General features: G+C 61.3%; 17 protein-coding genes, 1 other RNA gene and 1 pseudogene. 9 read left to right on the forward strand and 10 right to left on the reverse strand.

Translation table 11 applies throughout. From position 1 onward, the window contains the following. Positions 1 to 19 precede the first annotated feature (19 nt). The 3 genes from smpB to AC6CHO_RS16110 all read left to right on the forward strand — a co-directional run bounded on the left by smpB (position 20) and on the right by AC6CHO_RS16110 (position 1,685). Positions 20 to 499 (forward strand): SsrA-binding protein SmpB, encoded by a 480-nt coding sequence (smpB, locus tag AC6CHO_RS16100; protein ID WP_075972434.1) that lies wholly within the window; start codon positions 20 to 22, stop codon positions 497 to 499. Between the two features lie 112 nt (positions 500 to 611). Beyond that, positions 612 to 980, forward strand: a transfer-messenger RNA (tmRNA) gene (gene ssrA / locus AC6CHO_RS16105). A 231-nt stretch (positions 981 to 1,211) separates the two neighbouring features. Beyond that, complete coding sequence (locus tag AC6CHO_RS16110; protein WP_498216464.1) at positions 1,212 to 1,685, forward strand: DUF2568 domain-containing protein; 474 nt, start codon at positions 1,212 to 1,214, stop codon at positions 1,683 to 1,685. 69 nt (positions 1,686 to 1,754) lie between these two features. On the opposite strand, the gene crcB is transcribed toward AC6CHO_RS16110, so the two are convergent. From crcB to aroA, 6 genes are read right to left on the reverse strand one after another with little or no spacing between them, the layout of a single operon-like run. Next, positions 1,755 to 2,141, reverse strand: coding sequence for a fluoride efflux transporter CrcB (gene crcB / locus AC6CHO_RS16115; protein WP_444664552.1), 387 nt, complete (start codon positions 2,139 to 2,141; stop codon positions 1,755 to 1,757). After that, positions 2,138 to 2,566, reverse strand: a complete 429-nt coding sequence (locus AC6CHO_RS16120) for a fluoride efflux transporter FluC (protein WP_444664551.1) — start codon at positions 2,564 to 2,566, stop codon at positions 2,138 to 2,140. Before AC6CHO_RS16120 ends, crcB begins: the two co-directional genes overlap by 4 nt. A gap of 8 nt (positions 2,567 to 2,574) precedes the next feature. Next, positions 2,575 to 3,186, reverse strand: coding sequence for a metal-dependent transcriptional regulator (locus tag AC6CHO_RS16125; RefSeq protein WP_444664549.1), 612 nt, complete (start codon positions 3,184 to 3,186; stop codon positions 2,575 to 2,577). After that, complete coding sequence (locus tag AC6CHO_RS16130) at positions 3,186 to 3,989, reverse strand: inositol monophosphatase family protein (protein ID WP_146274846.1); 804 nt, start codon at positions 3,987 to 3,989, stop codon at positions 3,186 to 3,188. Before AC6CHO_RS16130 ends, AC6CHO_RS16125 begins: the two co-directional genes overlap by 1 nt. 13 nt (positions 3,990 to 4,002) lie before the next feature. Further along, the gene (gene rsgA / locus AC6CHO_RS16135; protein ID WP_498216465.1) at positions 4,003 to 5,094 is read right to left on the reverse strand and encodes a ribosome small subunit-dependent GTPase A; all 1,092 of its coding nucleotides are present in this window, start codon (positions 5,092 to 5,094) and stop codon (positions 4,003 to 4,005) included. Next, positions 5,094 to 6,452, reverse strand: coding sequence for a 3-phosphoshikimate 1-carboxyvinyltransferase (gene aroA, locus AC6CHO_RS16140; protein ID WP_498216479.1), 1,359 nt, complete (start codon positions 6,450 to 6,452; stop codon positions 5,094 to 5,096). The genes rsgA and aroA overlap by 1 nt, the downstream gene beginning before the upstream one ends. A 227-nt stretch (positions 6,453 to 6,679) precedes the next feature. Between aroA and AC6CHO_RS16145 the strand changes: the two genes are divergently transcribed. Further along, positions 6,680 to 7,333: a sigma-70 family RNA polymerase sigma factor gene (locus AC6CHO_RS16145; RefSeq protein WP_084793157.1), complete on the forward strand. Its 654-nt coding sequence runs from the start codon at positions 6,680 to 6,682 to the stop codon at positions 7,331 to 7,333. A gap of 1 nt (position 7,334) precedes the next feature. Continuing rightward, positions 7,335 to 7,595, forward strand: coding sequence for a mycothiol system anti-sigma-R factor (rsrA, locus tag AC6CHO_RS16150; RefSeq protein ID WP_444664544.1), 261 nt, complete (start codon positions 7,335 to 7,337; stop codon positions 7,593 to 7,595). 72 nt (positions 7,596 to 7,667) lie between these two features. Here rsrA and AC6CHO_RS16155 read toward each other — a convergent pair whose 3' ends face one another. The 3 genes from AC6CHO_RS16155 to AC6CHO_RS16165 form a co-directional block, all read right to left on the reverse strand. Further along, a complete protein-coding gene (locus tag AC6CHO_RS16155) occupies positions 7,668 to 7,742 on the reverse strand; it encodes a 50S ribosomal protein bL37 (protein ID WP_369299107.1) in 75 nt (24 codons plus the stop codon). A 99-nt stretch (positions 7,743 to 7,841) separates the two neighbouring features. Beyond that, a complete protein-coding gene (locus AC6CHO_RS16160; RefSeq protein ID WP_498216467.1) occupies positions 7,842 to 8,447 on the reverse strand; it encodes a GDSL-type esterase/lipase family protein in 606 nt (201 codons plus the stop codon). 212 nt (positions 8,448 to 8,659) lie between these two features. Then, positions 8,660 to 12,406: a multifunctional oxoglutarate decarboxylase/oxoglutarate dehydrogenase thiamine pyrophosphate-binding subunit/dihydrolipoyllysine-residue succinyltransferase subunit gene (locus AC6CHO_RS16165; protein ID WP_498216469.1), complete on the reverse strand. Its 3,747-nt coding sequence runs from the start codon at positions 12,404 to 12,406 to the stop codon at positions 8,660 to 8,662. 429 nt (positions 12,407 to 12,835) lie between these two features. Here AC6CHO_RS16165 and AC6CHO_RS16170 point away from each other — a divergent pair, with 429 nt between their 5' ends. From AC6CHO_RS16170 to AC6CHO_RS16185, 4 genes are all read left to right on the forward strand, one after another. After that, a complete protein-coding gene (locus AC6CHO_RS16170; RefSeq protein WP_498216470.1) occupies positions 12,836 to 14,158 on the forward strand; it encodes a hemolysin family protein in 1,323 nt (440 codons plus the stop codon). Beyond that, complete coding sequence (locus AC6CHO_RS16175; protein WP_498216471.1) at positions 14,151 to 15,224, forward strand: hemolysin family protein; 1,074 nt, start codon at positions 14,151 to 14,153, stop codon at positions 15,222 to 15,224. The genes AC6CHO_RS16170 and AC6CHO_RS16175 overlap by 8 nt, the downstream gene beginning before the upstream one ends. 129 nt (positions 15,225 to 15,353) lie before the next feature. Next, on the forward strand, positions 15,354 to 16,187 hold the full coding sequence (locus tag AC6CHO_RS16180; RefSeq protein WP_498216472.1) for a metal ABC transporter ATP-binding protein: 834 nt from the start codon (positions 15,354 to 15,356) through the stop codon (positions 16,185 to 16,187). A gap of 9 nt (positions 16,188 to 16,196) precedes the next feature. Beyond that, positions 16,197 to 17,057: a metal ABC transporter permease gene (locus tag AC6CHO_RS16185; RefSeq protein WP_498216474.1), complete on the forward strand. Its 861-nt coding sequence runs from the start codon at positions 16,197 to 16,199 to the stop codon at positions 17,055 to 17,057. Between the two features lie 93 nt (positions 17,058 to 17,150). Here AC6CHO_RS16185 and AC6CHO_RS16190 read toward each other — a convergent pair. Beyond that, positions 17,151 to 17,496 (reverse strand): annotated as a pseudogene (locus AC6CHO_RS16190) (HNH endonuclease); the annotation flags it as partial.

The following is a 17,496-nucleotide window of genomic DNA, read 5'->3' on the forward strand; positions in this document are numbered from 1 at the left end:
GCGACATGCAAGGAGTAACGTGGCTAAGAAGAATCAAGAAGATCGGGTGATCGCGAGCAACCGCAAGGCGCGCCACGATTTTGAAATCCTCGATACCTTCGAAGCTGGCATGGTTCTCACTGGTACGGAAGTCAAGTCATTGCGAGAAGGCAAAGCCTCACTCGTTGACGGCTTCGGCCAGTTCTACCGTGGTGAGCTTTATATCGAGAACGTCTACATCCCTGAGTACCTCAACGGATCATGGACCAATCACGCGGCACGTCGCCGTCGCAAGCTCCTGCTGCACCGGCAAGAACTGCTCAAGATCGAGCGCAAGATCGGCGAGGCTGGACTCACTGTTGTTCCGCTGAGCTTGTACTTCAAGTCAGGTCGGGCAAAGATCGAGATCGGTATCGCCCGTGGTAAGCGTGAGTACGACAAGCGCCAGACCCTGCGCGAGCAACAGGACAACCGCGAAGCAATGCGAGCCATGCGCGAGCGCAACCGAGGGCACGCATAAAACTTGGTGTGGCGCATTTCGCGTTGGGGTAGAGCACGTGGATGAGTTATGATTGATGAACACGCTTTCGGGTGTGGTTGTATCCGGGAAACTGGGACTGACAACAAAATACGGGGATGATCGGTTTCGACGGTGTGAGTCGCGACAGATGAAGCGGGCCGAGGACGCAAAGTTATCTCGTAAACGCTCTTTGCAAACCAATAAGTGCCGAATCAAAGCGCACTGACTTCGCTCTCGCTGCCTAAGCAGCCAGACAGTCCGTTAGCCAGGGGATGCTATCGCCTCTGTTCCTAACGTCATTTAGATAGCCACTGTATCCAGCGGTTGTTACCGCTGCTGGGTACATATTTTGGTAACTGTGCCCGGATCAACCACATGTTTGCGTGATGGTTGGGGCAGAGAAAATCCGCAGCAAACTGCGCCCGGAGAAGACCTGTCAACACCACATCGGACGGGAGTTCAATTCTCCCCATCTCCACGTTTTGAAGCTCTGGAACTAGGCTAAATGCCTGGTTTCAGGGCTTTTTTCGTTGGTGGAATTCATGTTGGCCTCGCAGGGCGGACAATGCTTGCACCAGCGGTCATTGCGGCTAAACACTTCTGGAATCTCGCGAGTCTATTCGCGGCATGGAGGATTTGCACATAGACTTGAAATGAAAGCCGGAGATTACTGGTCGGTGGTCATTGCGGAATTGGAGTGAGATTAAAGTCGATGGGTAAAACAAGCTCCCAGCGGGTATCGCCGTTCCTCTCGGGCACCTACGCGGTGGTGGCTTTCCTGCTTGAAGTTGGCCTGCTATTTGCCGCCGCCTTAGCAGCTATCGCTTTCATTCCTTGGCCAATGATTCTGGCCATTTTAGTGGTTGTCATCCCGCTGTTGATCATTTGGTCAATTTTCTTTTCGCCCAAAGCAGTGGTCAAACTCCGATTGCGAACTCGCGTGCTGCTGATCCACCTCATCTACCTGGTAGGTGCCTATGTGCTGTGGCTCAGCGTCGATCACAGTTTCTACGAACAATCCCAAATTTGGGCGATTGCGATGCTGTCGCTCACCGGGATTAGCGCAATCCTGGTGTTGGCTTCAGGCGGTTACGTGGTCCCGCATGACCGAACGCCCAAGCCGATCAAGCCAGCGCCAAAGCGACAATCCACCGGCACTCCCAAGGGACGTCGAGCTGCCCGTTAGAAACAACTTCAAAGCCCAGCCACACGGCTGGGCTTTTCTTGTATACACTGCGATCCTGCCCAGTTTGTATTAGAGCAGCGAGGAGAGCAGGTAACCGCCCCAGGCGGCGAGGACGGCCGCAAATAACGTTCCAAGGGCATTCGCCAAGCTGGACAAGGGGCGGCCGGCTCGCAGCAGGCGCAGGGTATCGAAGCTGGCGGTCGAGAAGGTGGTGTAGCCTCCGAGCACCCCTGTGCCCATGGCCAAAAGCCAGGCTTCGTTCAATTGGGTGTTTGCCAGCAAGCCGGTCAGAAAACCCAAGGCGAAGGAGCCCGAAACGTTGATCGTGATGGTTCCCCAGGGAAGCAACGCCCCGAATGTGGCACAGATGAACGAATCGAGACCATAGCGCAGCACCGCGCCCAAGCCGCCGCAGAGTGTAACGAGCGCAAAGAGTACCGGTGTCATGCCCATCATTTGCCATCCCCCTGCGGCGTACGGCGCCTGGTGCCCAGCAGCATGCCGACCCAGGTGGCGAACGCCCCGAGCAGCACGGTTCCCAGGCCGTATACCAGCCCGATGGCCGTCGATCCTTGCGTGAACAGCAACATGGTGTCGGTGGCTAGCGCGCTGTATGTGGTGAAACCGCCCATGAATCCTGTTCCAAGCAGCAACCGCAGCTTTTTCCGGCGCGTAGTTTCCGGTCCCCGGGCGGCCAAGGCCGTCAACAGCCAGCCGAGGGCCAAGGCCCCGGTGAGGTTGATGAGCAAGATGGCTACCGGCAGCGGGCCTTCTTGAGGCAGCAATAGGCTGATCGCCAGTCTGCTGGCCGTCCCGGCGCTTCCGCCAGCGAATACCAGCAGCAGCTGGATCGGGCGCAGGGTGAATCCCTGGGTGGACATCGGCCTGATCACTTCGATTCGATGTTGCGGACCCAAATCAGCGAGGCCTCGATATAGTCCAGCTGATGAGGAAGCTTGATGGGCGCCCCGGGCACCATACCCTGCGCGGCGGCGCGGCGCAGGAAGTCCGGGTCTTCGTCGCTGATCCGGTCGATGATGGCCAGTTCTCCGCCAAAGCGGTCCAGACGGATCGCTTCGGAGACCGGCAGGCTTCCGTCAGAGGCCGGGATTGCGTCGCCGTGGGGGTCGTGGCGGGGATGGCCCAGCCGGGCGTCCAGGGCGTTGATGAAGCGGTCGCTGACGGTATGCTCCAGGGCCTCGGCCTCGTCATGCACTTCGTCCCAGCCGTAGCCCAGCTCGTCGCGCAGGAAGGTCTCCAATAGCCGGTGCCGGCGAACCATCCGCAAGGCTTCACGGCGACCGCTGCTGCTGAGGGCTACCGTCTTGCGGGGCACATGATCGACCAGCCCCTTGCTCGATAATTTCTGGATCATCGAGGTCACCGACGCGGGGGACAGGCCCAGCTGGTCTGCCAATGCGCCGGTGCTGACCTCGGTATCTTCCCATTCGGTCAGCGTGTAGAGCGCCTTGAGGTAGTCCTCTTCGCTGGTGGTCAGCATCAGCGGTTCAGATAGGGCAGTATCGCGGCGTGCAGCTTGCCGTTGGTGGCCAGCGCATTGCCGCCGTGGCAGCCTTCCTCTCCGGCCACCGAGGTGAACCGCCCCCCGGCTTCGCGAACTACCGGGACCAGTGCGGCCATGTCGTAGAGTTCGAGCTCCGGCTCGAAGGCCGCGTCGACCGCACCTTCGGCCAGCAGCGCATAGGAATAGAAGTCGCCGTAGCCACGGGTTCGCCAGGCAGCATCGAGCAGGTCCAGGAAGCCGTCGAGCTTGCCGGCGTCCTTCCAGCCGTTCAGGGAGGCGTAGGCCAAGGAGGAATCGGCGAGTTCGGACACCGAGGAGACCGAAATCTTGCGGGTGGCCCGCTCTCCTGCGCCGGCTGCGGGTTCGCTGACGTAGGCGCCCAAACCGGTTGCGGCGTGCCAGCGGCGGCTGAGCGCGGGGGCGGAAATGACGCCGAGCACCGGCTCGTCGTCCACCAGCAGGGCAATGAGGGTGGCCCAGACCGGGACGCGCCGCACGAAGTTCTTGGTGCCATCGATCGGGTCGATAACCCAGCGCCGTGAACCGCTGCCGTGCACCCCGAATTCTTCGCCGAGCACCGAGTCCTGCGGGCGGTGCTTGGCAAGCTCGGCCAGGATCAGCTGTTCGGCACCACGATCGGCATCTGAAACAGGGGTCATATCCGGCTTGGATTCGACCACCAGATCATTGGAGCCATAGCGGGCCAAGGTCAGCTGGTCGACCTTATCGGCCAGGGCTAGGGCAAAGTCGAGATCTTGCTGCAGGGTGAAATCTGCCATGGTGTACCGGCGCTCAGAGTGCGCCGAGCTCCTTTTCGTGCGTGGTTTCCTCGGTTGTGACCAGCCGGCGGTATGAGGCGAGGCGGTCGGCGGGCTGGCTGTTCGGCGCTGCTTGCGCCCAGGCTTCCAAGGCGCAGCCAGCTTCGCCGGCGGCATGGGTGCAGCCGCGCGGGCACCCGGTGGCGATCTCGGCCAGGTCTTCAAAGGCGGCCAGGATGTTATCGGGATCCACCAGGCCCAGCCCGAAGGATCGAATGCCCGGGGTATCAATCAGCCATGAGCCAGGGATCTGGCCCAGCCGCAGTGCCAAGGCGTTGGACGAGGTGTGGCGCCCGCGCCCGGTGACCGCGTTGACATGGCCAGTGGCCCGGTCGGCGCCGGTGAGCGCGTTGACCAGCGTGGACTTGCCGACCCCGGAGTGCCCGAGCACAACCGAAACACAGCCGCCCAGCAGCTCTTCGAGTTCCTCCAGCGCGTTCGCATCCAGACGCGCACTGGATCCGTCGGCGCCGCGGGCATCAACGCCCGAGGCATCTGCGGTGGTGGTGCGCGAAATGACCACCGGGAAGTCCAGCCCCTCGTAGTGCTTGAGGAAATCCGCCGGGTCCTTCACATCGGCCTTGGTCACGCACAGCACCGGCTGGATGCCGGCGTCGTACGCGGCCACCAGGGCGCGATCGACAAATCCGGTGCGCGGCTCGGGGTTGGCGGCGGCCACCACGATGACCAGCTTGTCCACATTGGCCACCACCACGCGCTCGGTGGCGTCGGTGTCATCGGCGCTGCGGCGCAGCAGCGTGGTGCGTTCCTCGATTCGCACCAGCCGGGCGAGCGTATCGGGCCTGCCGGAGGTATCGCCAACCAGTGCGACCAGATCTCCTGGCACGATCGCCTGCCGGCGCAGCTCGCGGGCGCGCGCGGCGATCACGATGCGCTCGTTGCTGGTGTCCTCGTCCAGGATCGCGGTGTATCGCCCGCGGTCCACGGTGATGATCCGGCCGATTTCCGCCTTTTCATAGGCCGGGCGGTCCTTGGTGCGCGGACGCGACCCGCGCTTGTTCGGGCGGACGCGGACCGAGGACTCGTCGTAATCCAGATAGCGCATTAGCCAGCTGCCTTCGCGGTGGAAACCATATCCGCCCACAATTGCGGGAATTGCGGCATGGTTTTGGCGGTGGTGGCAATATTTTCCACGCGGACCCCTTCGATGGCCAGGCCCAGCAGCGCCCCGGCGGTGGCCATGCGGTGGTCCTCGTAGCTGTGCAGGTCGGCTGCCTGCAGCGGGCCCGGGGTGATTGCCAGGCTGTCGCCTGTAGCCACGACGTTTGCTCCGACTTTGGCCAGTTCGTTTTCCAGGGCCGCCAAGCGGTCGGTTTCATGTCCGCGAAGGTGCCCGATCCCGGTCAGGTTGCTCGGGGAGCTGGCCAAGGCGCACAGCGCCGCCAGGGTGGGGGCGAGCTCGGAGGCATCGGCGTAGTCGATCCCGCGGATCACTCCGGTTCCGCGCACCCTGAGCACCCCATCGTCGCCGTGGTGCACCTCGGCGCCCATCTGGGACAGGATCTGCACCCATTTTCCGCCGACCTGGGTGGTGGTTGCGGGCCAGAAGCGGATGCCGACGCTGCCATTGCTGGCCAGGGCCGCGGCCAGGAATGGCCCGGCGTTCGACAGGTCGGGTTCCACGGTGACCGTGAAGCCGGCAAGTTCGCCCGGGGCTATGCGCCAGCCGCGCCCGTCCTCGTCCACGGTGATGTCCACGCCCAGTTCGAGCAGTGTCTGCACGGTCATCATGATGTGATCCGGCGAGGCGATCGGGCCATCAGCGGCGCGCAATGCCAGGCCGCCAGGCAGAGCATGGCCGGCGAGCAGCAGTGCGGAAATGAATTGCGAGCTGCTGGAGGCATCGATCACGACCTGATCGACGGACTCCAGGCCGCTGGCATCCATGGTGAAGGGCAATTTGCCTAGTTCCCCGGCGAAATCGATGGTGGCGCCCAGGGCCTGCAGCGCATCGAGCACCGGGGCCATCGGGCGCAGGCGCGCGTGCGGATCGCCGTCAAAAGCGACGGTGGCGCGGGCAACCGCGGCCAAGGGAGGCACAAAGCGCATCACCGTGCCGGCCAATCCGCAGTCGATGCCCAGCGGCCCGGTGGCCAGTTCAGCTGCCGGATGGACCTGGACGGTGGTGGACCCGTCGGTCTGCTCGATCCGCTTGATCTCTGTGCCGAAGCTGGCCAGGGCGGCAAGCATCAGCTCGGTATCGCGGCTGATCAGGGTGTTGTGGATGGTGGAGGGGGAGGAGGCCAGGGCTGCAAGGATCAGATAGCGGTTGGTCAGCGACTTGGAAGCGGGCACCGAAACGATGGCATCTACGCCGGTGCTGACATGAGGTGCCGGCCACCAGTGCGTCCCAGCGTGCGGGGGGTCGGACTGCGGGTTTCCAGAGGCGCTTGCGGAGTTGATTGCTGATCCTTAGGCTCGTGCGGTTTTAGTTAAATCCTAGCCGAGATCGGCGAGGGAATAAGGTTTTGGATCCCATGGTTATACCCAGTGTGACGATCAGACAGGATACTTCAACAGCCGGCGGCACCACATGCGTGGTGGCCGAAGAGCCCCGCGGCACCCGCAGCGCTACCCGATCGCGGACGAATTCGCGCAATAGCGCAAGCAACCGCGTAGACTCAGGCGTGATGAACAACAAGAGTGTGGACGAGAATTTGCCCGACGTGGCCACCGAGTCCGAGGCACAGCGTCGCGAACGGTTCGAGCGCGATGCCATGTCTTATGTGGACCAGCTGTATTCGGCTGCCCTGCGCATGGCTCGCAACCCTGCGGACGCCGAGGATCTGGTGCAGGAGGCCTACACCAAGGCGTATTCGGCCTTCCACCAGTACAAGCCCGGGACCAACCTCAAGGCTTGGCTGTATCGCATCCTGACCAACACGTACATCAACCTGTACCGCAAGCGCCAGCGCGAGCCGCTGCGCACCAGTACCGACACGGTCGAGGACTGGCAGATGGCTTCGGCGATGGAGCATTCGCCCGCCGGCTTGCGCTCGGCCGAGGTTGAGGCGCTGGATCACCTGCCGGACTCGGATGTGAAGGCCGCGCTGCAGGCCATCGGCGAGGACTTCCGGATGGCGGTGTACTTCGTGGATGTCGAGGGTTTCAGCTACAAGGAAGCCAGCGATATTTTGGGTGTGCCCATTGGCACCGTGATGTCCCGGTTGCACCGTGGACGCAAGAACTTGAGGGAACTGCTCGCCGATTATGCGGCAGACCGTGGGATAGCCACCGGGGCTCGCAACAAGAGCGCCGCGAAGGCTGATGGAGGAGCGAAATAAGATGGATTGCAATTCATTGGGTGACTGCGCCGATGACCGCATCGTACGCATCTACGAGTACCTCGACGGTGCCCTGACGCTCGGCGATCTCAAAGAGGTCAAGTCGCATTTGGATGGCTGCCCCGAATGCACCGAGGAATACGACCTGGAGTGCATTATCCGTTCGGTGGTGCGCCGCAGCTGCCAAGAGCAGGCCCCGCAGGCGCTAAAGGCCAGCATCATCGCCCGGATCTCGCAGATACGTGTGGAATCAGGCCACTAGCAGGCAAAGAGAAACCCCGTAGCGTTCGAGCCAAACTCGAATGGTACGGGGTTCTTTTTATGTTCGCTTCGCTTAGCTGTTTGGGCGCTTGCCGTGGTTGGCACCGCCACGCTTGCGATCGCGACGCTTACGAGCGCGCTTCGACATGGTGACTCCTTAGAGGGATCATTGGATCTTCCCGATAGTTCGGGCCGGCTAATAGTCTTTCATACTTTGCGCCGTTTTTCCTAACGGGCACAGGGTGCCTTAGCCCTCGCCAGGCTCTGGCATGTCCAGCCACGAGTACCAGCCGCGGTGCAGAACCAGCCAGGCCATCAGCCCGTAGCCAGCTTGGCCGGGAACTCCGCCTGAGGCATTGAGGTCAGCGCGCCACTGCGCGTGGGCACGCAGGGGAGTGAAGGTATCTACATAGTGGTGGTTGCGGCGCAGGGCCACATCCGAATACACGCGATTGAGCTCCGCAACCCGCTGATTGCGGGCGTCATCCAGTCCCGGGGCCGGGCCGACCAGCAGCGCCTTGATGCTCATCTGCGACGCGGAATCCAGGATGTTGGCCAGGTTCAGCCGGCTGCGGGCGGTGGAGACATCCAGATCCACATCGCGATCGGAGAGCGCGATGACCAGGCGATTCTCGTATTGGTCGCTGAAACGCCGCGAGGCTTCGCCCATCCAGCGTTCGGCCAGGGCCTCGGAGCCTTCGGCAGGGGCGGCCAGGACGAAGGACTGCAAGCGCAGCGCAGGGTCCTGGGTCCGAGCCATGACACGGCCGAACCAGCCTAGTCCGCGCGGGTCCCCATGTCCGGCCAGCAGCTCATCTCCGATTGCGGTAATGCGGATTGTGCGTAACTCCAACTGGGCGACCTTTCATTGGCTTCAAGAATATGAATCGATCCCCACCTTAGCAGTGAAGTCCCCGGCATCGCGGGAGATCCATACTGGATAAATGCCACACCTTGCCCCCGGAGCGCCACGGCGGGTTAACGAGCAGTTGCCGGCGAGTTTCCCCAGAATTACCTGGGAGAACTCGCCGGCAACGTCACAACAGCTGAGTGTTGCGAGGTGCTTTAGCGGGCGAAGGCCTGCTGCAGCAGCACTGCGTTTTCTGCGTCGTGGCGCTTTGCGTTACCTGCAGAGGTTGCTGCCGATGCCGGGCGGGAGACCAAGGTGATCTTCTGCTCCAGCTGCGGTGCAACGTAGAGGCCAAAGAATGGCCATGGACCCTGGTTGGCTGGTTCGTCCTGGACCCAGGCAGCCTTGGCATTCGGGTACTTGGCCAGCTCGGCAGCGATCTGCTCGGACGGTGCCGGGTAGAGCTGCTCAACACGCACGATCGCGGTCTTCGTATCCTGCGCCTTGCTGCGCGCGGCGACCAGATCGTAGTACACGCGGCCCGAGCACAGCAGCACCTTGTCCACGGCGTTGGCATCGGTGATGGTGTTATCGCCGATAACCTCCTGGAAACCGCCGGTGGTGAAGTCCTCCACCGAGCTTGCTGCGGCCTTCAGGCGCAGCAGCTGCTTCGGGGTGAAGACGATCAGGGGCTTGCGCGGACGGGCGTAGGCCTGTCGGCGCAGCAGGTGGAAGTGGTTGGCACCGGTGGAAGGCTGGGCCACGACCATGTTGTTCTCGGCGCACAGCTGCAAGAAGCGCTCGATGCGTGCCGAGGAGTGGTCTGGGCCCTGGCCCTCGTAGCCGTGTGGCAACAGCATGACCAGCGAGGAGGACTGCGACCACTTCTGCTCTGCCGAGGAGATGAACTCGTCGATCACGGTCTGCGCGCCGTTGACGAAGTCGCCGAACTGGGCTTCCCACATCACCAGCGCATCCGGGCGCTCTACCGAGTAGCCGTACTCGAAGCCCAGCGCTGCGTATTCGGAGAGCAGCGAGTCGTAGATCCACAGCGGGGCCTGGTCCTCGCTCAGGTTGTGCAGCGGGTACCACTCGTTGTCGTTCTCGCGGTCGTGGAAGACCGAGTGGCGCTGCACGAAGGTGCCACGACGCGAGTCCTGGCCGGCCAGGCGAACTGGCACGCCTTCCATGGACAGCGAACCCAGGGCGGCGACTTCGGCGAAGCCCCAGTCAATGCCACCCTCGCGGGACATCTTCTCGCGGCGCTCAAGCAGCGACTTCAGCTTGGTGTGCATCGTGAAGCCCTCAGGAATCTGAACGTGGGCTGCACCGATATGTGCCAAGGTCTGGGCGGAGATGGCCGAACCGCGGGCGCCGTCGATGGTGTTCTCATCGGCTGCCTGGGCGAATGGCTTCTCCAGGTCGTTGATGGTCGAGCCCGGGGTGATGATCGGGATCGGGGAGGTCTGGGCCGCATGCGTCTCGGCGAAGATGCGCTCCAGGTTCTCCTTGTACTCGGCCAGGACGTGCTCGGCCTCTTCCTGCGTGATGTCGCCGCGGCCGACCAGGGCCTCGGTGTACAGCTTGCGGGTGGAACGCTTGGCCTCGATCAGGTTGTACATGATCGGCTGGGTCATCGAAGGATCGTCGCCTTCGTTGTGGCCGCGGCGGCGGTAGCACACCAGGTCGATGACGACATCCTTGCCGAACTTCTGGCGGTACTCGAAGGCCAGCTGGCCCACGTGGACCACTGCCTCCGGGTCATCCCCGTTGACGTGGAAGATCGGTGCCTGCACGGTGCGCGCCACATCCGAGGCGTAGACCGAAGAGCGCGAGGAGCTCGGAGCGGTGGTGAAGCCGATCTGGTTGTTCACGATCACGTGGACGGTGCCGCCGGTCTTGTAGCCGGGCAGCTGGCTCATGGCCAGCACCTCGGAGACCACGCCCTGGCCAGCGAAGGCCGCGTCGCCGTGCACCAGGATTGGCAGCACTTCGTTCTTCGAGCCCAGTCGATCCAGCTTGGCGCGGGTGATGCCCTCGAGCACCGGATCAACCGCTTCCAGGTGCGAAGGGTTGGCGGCCAGGTAGACCTTGGTCTGGTTGCCTGCATCCGAGGTGTAGGAACCCTCGGTGCCCAGGTGGTACTTCACGTCGCCCGAACCCTGGACCGAGCCCGGGGTAGCGGTGCCTTCGAATTCGCGGAAGACCTGTGCGTAGGTCTTGCCGGCGATGTTGGTCAGCACGTTCAAGCGGCCGCGGTGGGCCATGCCGATGGCGACTTCGTCCAGCTGGTCGTCGGCGGCATCGGAGATGATGGCATCCAGCAGCGGGATCAGCGATTCTCCGCCTTCGAGGCTGAAGCGCTTCTGGCCGACGAACTTGGTCTGCAGGAAGGTCTCGAAAGCCTCGGCGGAGTTCAGCTTGCTCAGAATGCGCAGCTGCTCCTCGCGGGTTGGCTTCGCATAGCGCGACTCCAGCTTGGCCTGGAACCACTCGCGCTCTTCCGGGTTCTGCAGGTGCATGTACTCGGTGCCGATGGTGCGGCAGTAGGCATCGCGCAGGGTGCCGAGGATATCGCGCAAGAGTGCGCGATCCTTGCCGCCCAAGCCGCCGGTGATCCACTCGCGGTCCAGATCCCACAGGGTCAGGCCGTAGTTGTTGATGTCCAGGTCCGGGTGCTTGCGCTGGACGTATTCCAGCGGGTTGATGTCGGCCATCAGGTGGCCGCGCTCCCGGTAGGAGTTGATCAGGTGCTGGATGCGGGCGACCTTGTTGACCTGCAGGTCGATGTCGACCTGGTTGTCAACGGCCCAGCGAACTGGCTCGTAAGGGATGCGCAGCTGCTCGAAGATCTCGTCGTAGAAGCCCTGCTCGCCGAGCAGGAGGGATTCAACCAGCTTCAGGAATTCGCCCGAACCGGCACCCTGGATGACACGGTGGTCGTAGGTGGAGGTCAGGGTGATGTGCTTGCCGATACCCAGGGCAGCGACGGTCTTTTCCGACGAGCCGCGGTACTCGGCAGGGTATTCCAGTGCGCCAACGCCGATGATGGCGGCCTGGCCCTTGGACAGGCGGGGGACCGAGTGAACGGTGCCGATGCCACCTGGGTTGGTCAGCGAGACCGTGGTGCCAGCGTAATCGTCGGCGGTCAGCTTGTTGCCGCGGGCACGCTTGATCAGATCTTCATAGGTGGCCCAGAACTCGTTGAAGCTCAGGGTCTCCGCAGCCTTGACGTTGGGCACGGCGAGCATGCGGGTGCCATCTGGCTTTGGCATGTCGATCGCGATACCGAAATTCACGTGAGCCGGCTGGATCGCAGTTGGCTTCTTGTCGATGACATCGTAGGTCACGTTCATCGATGGGATCTGCTTCAGTGCGCGAATCACGGCGAAGCCGATCAAGTGGGTGAAGGAGATCTTGCCACCACGTGCGCGCTTGAGGTGGTTGTTGATGACGATGCGGTTGTCGATCATCACTTTGGCCGGAACCGCACGCACGGTGGTGGCGGTCGGCACGGCGAGGCTGGCATCCATGTTGGTGGCGATGGCCTTCATTGGCCCGCGCAGTGGAGTGCGCTTTTCCTCACCGAAAAGTTCGGTGGAAGGGGTGGCCTTCGGAGCCTGAGCCGGAATCGGTGCGGTCTTCGGCGCTGGCTCGGCCTTCTTTGCCTCAGCGTCTGGCGCTGGCTTTGAAGCTGGTGCTGGCTCGGAGGCCCGAGCCTGGGTTGCGGCGCGTGGTGTGCCCTGCCCGGTCGTTGCGGGTGCTGCAGTAGTTGCTGCTGGCGCCGCTGGCGCCGGCTGCGTTGCCGGTGCCTTCTTGTCGGCGGCGAGAGATTCGAAAATATCCCACCATTTCTTATCTACCGAGTTCTTGTCGACGAGATACTGTTCGAACAGCTCGTCTACTAGCCACTCGTTTCCACCAAACTCTTCAGTAAGTCGGTGGTGTGCTTGCTCTGGCACGTGCAACGCCTCTTCCCTGATTTCTACGTTGTTCTAGCTGAGCCGGTGGTCTTCCGAGGACGTGAATCGACCACTACGGCTCACAAGATATCTAGACCTGCGCACCAGTCTAGTGACTTTTACGCGTAGTTGGCCACGGGACGTAGGTAATCTCACGAAAGTGTCGTGTATAACATCTCGTTTAGCGTGGTGAAGCTACCGTTGAACGCCACGACATTGAAGTGGTGCACAATGAGGGCATCGTTCGATAGACTGAATCGCACTATGGAATCACACTCTCCAAGCCGGTGTGCCGCCCGCGGGCGCAGTGCCGGCCAACTCAGTCCATGTTCAGCAGGTTCCGGCTCCCGATTGGAGCCTTCTAGTTGCCGTCGAATCGGCACTGAACCTCTCATCCCCGTGCCGATGAACAGGTGGTGGTAACCACCTATGGATTGGCTCTTCATACTTCTTGGCCTGTTGCTGATTCTCGGCACCGGCTTCTTCGTGGCCGTGGAATTCTCCTTGGTCGCCCTTGACAAAAGCACGGTTCAAAACGCCGTCGATCGGGGCGAACGCGGTGCCAAGCCGCTGCTGCAATGCTTGACCTCGCTGTCCACCCAGCTCTCCAGCTGCCAGTTGGGCATTACGCTGACTACCTTGCTCACCGGTTACGTTCTGGAACCGGCAATGAGTTCCCTGCTGGAACCATTGATGGAAAAGACCGGTATTCCCGAAGCCAGCTCCGTGGCCATTTCCGTGGTAGTTTCACTCGTCTTGGCCACGTTGCTCTCGATGCTGATTGGCGAATTGGTCCCCAAGAACATGGCCATCGCCCAGGCAATGACCATCGGCAAGCTGCTGGCCCGTCCGCAGCTGGTCTTCACCGCGATCTTCAAGCCGGCCATCGTGGTGCTCAACGGATTCTCCAACGCCGTGCTGCACCGCTTCTTCGGGTTGGAAGCCAAGGAAGAAATTTCCGCCGCTCGCTCGTCGCAGGAATTGGCCTCGCTGGTGCGCCGTTCGGCCCAGCTGGGCACCCTGGACGTTCAAACCGCCCGCTTCGTGGAATCCACGATCGAATTCTCCGAACGCACCGCGGCGGATGTGATGACACCGCGCACATCCATGTCCACCATCGATTCGCAGGCGCCACTATCCGAGCTGATCTCGGTCAGCGCCGATACCGGTTTTTCGCGCTTCCCCGTGATCGAGGGATCCAGCGATGAGATCCAGGGGATCTGCCATGTTAAGGCGGTTGTCTCGGTGCCGCGCGAACGCCGTGCTGCATTGCAGGTGGGCGAGTTCGCACGTGCCGCCCTGTATGTTCCTGAAACCATCCACCTCGATGTGCTGCTGGAGCAACTGCGCGCCGCGGAATTCCAGATCGCCATCGTGATGGATGAATACGGTGGAACCGCGGGCCTGGTCACCTTGGAAGACCTCGTCGAAGAAATCGTTGGCGAAGTCTCCGACGAACATGACGAGGACGAGGAAGAGGCGGTCACCCAGCCCAACGGCAATTGGCTGTTCCCCGGCATGTTCCGGCCGGACCAGGTCAATGAGAACTTCGACCACGAGGTGATCCCTGAAGAGTCCTCCTACGAGACCATCGGTGGATTCATGCTTGCCGAACTAGGCCGCTTGGCCGAACTCAACGACCAGGTCGAGACGGAACATGGCACCTTCACCGTGACCGAGCTGGATGGCCGGCGTATCGCCCAGGTCCGCTTCGAACCGGTGGCAGCGGAGCAGGAGGCCGGCAATGAATGACTTTATGGGCCTCGTGTGGCTAGTCGTCCTGTTGCTGTTCAACGCGTTTTTTGTTGCTGGCGAATTCGCCGTGATGAGCGCTCGTCGCTCGCAGATCGAGCCATTGGCCGATGAAGGCAATAAGCGGGCAAAGATTGCCCTGTATGCCATGGAACATGTCTCGGTCATGCTGGCCGTTTGCCAGCTCGGTATCACCGTCTGTTCTCTTCTGATCCTGAACATTTCCGAACCTGCGATCCACCACCTTTTGGCGGAGCCGCTGACCATGATCGGCATGCCGGAGTCGGCTGCGGATACCGCGGCCTTCTTGATCGCATTGGTGCTGGTGACTTTCCTGCACGTCACCTTCGGCGAAATGGTTCCGAAGAACATTTCGGTTTCCGTTGCTGATAAAGCTGTCATGCTTTTGGCGATGCCACTGGTTGGCTTGTCCAAGGTGCTCAAGCCGATCATCTCGATGCTCAACGGCATGGCCAACCTGGTGTTGCATGCCTTTGGCATCGAGCCTAAGGATGAAGTCTCAAGTTCCTACACTGCGGCCGAGGTGCGCTCGATCATCGACACCTCTTCCGAAGAGGGGACCTTGGATGAAGACAACGCGTTGCGACTGACCAAGGCCTTGGAATTCTCATCGGTGACCGCACGAAGCTGCATGGTTCCGCTGGATGACTTGTTCACTCTGGAATGGGGCGAAACCACGGCTCGCGAATTCGAGAAGAAGGTCGGCAAGACCGGATTCTCGCGCATGCTGATCACCAAAAATGATATTCCGGTGGGCTATTGGCACGTGAAAGACGTGATGCTGATCGACGACGCGCATTCGACTCAGCCGCTGCAAGATTTGCCGCTGCATCCATTGGGCCAGCTGGGCGAGGACACGGAAATCGAAGCGGCCCTGGAGGAGATGCGACAGGAAGGCAACCACCTTTCGGTGGTCGTTGATGCAGCCGGTTCTGCCCTTGGCGTGGTGTTCCTTGAGGATGTGATCGAGGTGCTGGTTGGCGAGATCACGGATACGACTCGGAAGCGCACTTCTCCACCGCGCAGGGAGAAGCAGGGAAACTAGGCGAAGCTCACCCCGTGGGCACGTATTGCGAATGAATCGCAACTGGTAGGATTGACTGCGGCACCTCATCGGGTGCCGCAGTTTTTCGTCGCCGGAAAAACAACAGTCTCGCAGTGCAGAAAGCAGTCCATGTCATCTAGCCCCATTGTCCACTTTGAGGACGCACGCTTGGCCTATGGGTCGCGTGTGCTCTGGGATGAGCTCAACCTGTCCATCGCGGCGGGCGAGTTTCTTGCAGTTTTGGGCCCTAATGGCTCAGGCAAGACCAGCTTCATTAACACCATGCTTGGAACCACCTCGCTGAATCGAGGTTCCGTAGCCATCGCAGGCGCCCCGGTTCGTCGTGGATCGGCGGCCGTTGGCTTGATTCCCCAGCAGCGCCCCTTTGGCGACAACGTCCCATTGCGCGCCCGGGATCTCGTTGCCCTAGGCGTAGACGGTTCCAAGCTGGGTATCCGCATTGGACGAAGTGCGGTGCGTCAAAAAGTCGATGAGCTTCTGGAAATGGTGGGGGCAAGCGGCTACGCCAACCGACCGGTATCCGATCTTTCAGGAGGCGAGCAGCAGCGTCTGCGTGCGGCCCAAGCCTTGGCCGGAAACCCCAGGGTATTGCTATGCGATGAACCGTTGCTGTCACTGGATTTGCACCATCAGCAAGCCATCAGCGAAGTGATCCATCGCCAGGCCGTCGAACGCGAAAGCGCTGTTATTTTCGTGACTCACGAAATCAACCCGATTCTTCCGTATGTGGATCGAGTGCTTTATCTGGCTGAAGGCCGTTTCCATCTGGGCACGGTTGATGAGGTTATGCAGTCATCGGTGCTCACCGAACTTTATGGCGCCCCGGTGGAAGTGCTTCGCGTGAATGGGCGAATCGTGGTGGTGTCCGGGGCGGCGAGCAGCGCCATGCCGGCAGATGGGCACGACCACGCTGAAGGCGTCGATCTGGAAACCGGGAAGTAGGAGCGGGACATGAACTTTTCGGACTTCATCGACAAGGCATTTAACTTTAACGATTACGCCCAGCTTTTGCCTCTGGTTTCCAATTCGCTGATTGCTGGGGCCGTGCTCGGCGTTGTCGGCGGCTTGATCGGCATCTTCATCATGATGCGCGACATGGCCTTTGCTGTTCATGGAATCGCTGAGCTGTCCTTCGCAGGCGCCGCGTTTGCGCTGCTCATCGGAGCTGACGTCGTGACGGGATCGGTATTCGGGTCGCTCGTCGCAGCGCTCATTCTTGGATTCCTTGGGACCAGAGCGCGTGATCGCAACTCCATTACCGGTGTGCTGATGCCATTTGGCTTGGGTCTTGGCATTTTGTTCTTGTCCCTCTATGAGGGGCGCAGCGCCAACAAGTTTGGGTTGCTGACCGGCCAGATAGTTGCTGTAGACGATGTGCAATTGACTGGAATGCTGGTGCTATCGCTTGTCGTTGTACTTGCCTTGATTCTTGTGTGGCGGCCACTGACATTTGCATCCGTAGATCCGGTGGTAGCCAATGCCCGAGGTGTTCGCACCTCTGGATTATCGATCTTTTTCATGGTGATCCTGGCGCTTGCGGTGGCAGTTACCATCCAGGTGGTTGGCGCGCTGCTGGTGCTTGCTCTGCTGATTACACCTGCGGCTGCGGCAATGCGTGTAACTTCCAATCCAGTACTGACTGTGGTGCTCTCGATTGCGTTCGCAGAATTGGCCGTTGTTGGCGGTATCTTGTTGGCGCTAGCTGGCGCACTGCCGATTAGCCCGTATGTCACCACGATATCGTTCCTGATTTATGTCGTCTGCCGTGGAACTGAATATGTGCGTTCTCCCCGAAGGCGTCATCAAGTGTAAGTGGAAGTTTTCCAATCGCCCTAGTTCATTTGGACTGGGGCGATTGCTGTCTCCAGCTCACGTTTACTCCCCGAGCGGGCAGGTGCCCGCCGATCAGGCAGGGATATCCTCGATATCCGGCGGACCACTCCCGGTGCCAGGCGGCTGGTTGAGCCAGTCCTCGAAGGAGCGCACCCAGTCAGCTTCGCTCATGCACTGCGGGTAGGGCTGATGCGCAAAACCTGTCGCCGGGGGCGCGGTGGAATGATACGTCGGCCCCATTCCGGTAGCGATCTTCATCCGGTGCGGCCCGCAGGAGATGACGAATTCCTGCCATCCTGGGGTTTCCTTGGCCTGGTTACAGAACTTGCACCGCCCATCGGCGTTGACCACGCAGGTGTGCCCGCCCAGGCAGGCCTGGGTGACGTGGTCGATTTCCTCGATCATCCCGTCGCAGAAG

It is taken from the genome of Glutamicibacter sp. GQ173, from assembly GCF_059759215.1.

Bases quoted from the DNA above. Each gene is read 5' to 3' on its own strand.
- AC6CHO_RS16110 (WP_498216464.1), top strand. From the start codon at position 1,212: ATGGGTAAAACAAGCTCCCAGCGGGTATCGCCGTTCCTCTCGGGCACC.
- crcB (WP_444664552.1), bottom strand. From the start codon at position 2,141: ATGATGGGCATGACACCGGTACTCTTTGCGCTCGTTACACTCTGCGGC.
- AC6CHO_RS16120 (WP_444664551.1), bottom strand. From the start codon at position 2,566: ATGTCCACCCAGGGATTCACCCTGCGCCCGATCCAGCTGCTGCTGGTA.
- AC6CHO_RS16125 (WP_444664549.1), bottom strand. From the start codon at position 3,186: ATGCTGACCACCAGCGAAGAGGACTACCTCAAGGCGCTCTACACGCTG.
- AC6CHO_RS16130 (WP_146274846.1), bottom strand. From the start codon at position 3,989: ATGGCAGATTTCACCCTGCAGCAAGATCTCGACTTTGCCCTAGCCCTG.
- rsgA (WP_498216465.1), bottom strand. From the start codon at position 5,094: ATGCGCTATCTGGATTACGACGAGTCCTCGGTCCGCGTCCGCCCGAAC.
- AC6CHO_RS16145 (WP_084793157.1), top strand. From the start codon at position 6,680: ATGAACAACAAGAGTGTGGACGAGAATTTGCCCGACGTGGCCACCGAG.
- rsrA (WP_444664544.1), top strand. From the start codon at position 7,335: ATGGATTGCAATTCATTGGGTGACTGCGCCGATGACCGCATCGTACGC.
- AC6CHO_RS16170 (WP_498216470.1), top strand. From the start codon at position 12,836: ATGGATTGGCTCTTCATACTTCTTGGCCTGTTGCTGATTCTCGGCACC.
- AC6CHO_RS16175 (WP_498216471.1), top strand. From the start codon at position 14,151: ATGAATGACTTTATGGGCCTCGTGTGGCTAGTCGTCCTGTTGCTGTTC.
- AC6CHO_RS16180 (WP_498216472.1), top strand. From the start codon at position 15,354: ATGTCATCTAGCCCCATTGTCCACTTTGAGGACGCACGCTTGGCCTAT.
- AC6CHO_RS16185 (WP_498216474.1), top strand. From the start codon at position 16,197: ATGAACTTTTCGGACTTCATCGACAAGGCATTTAACTTTAACGATTAC.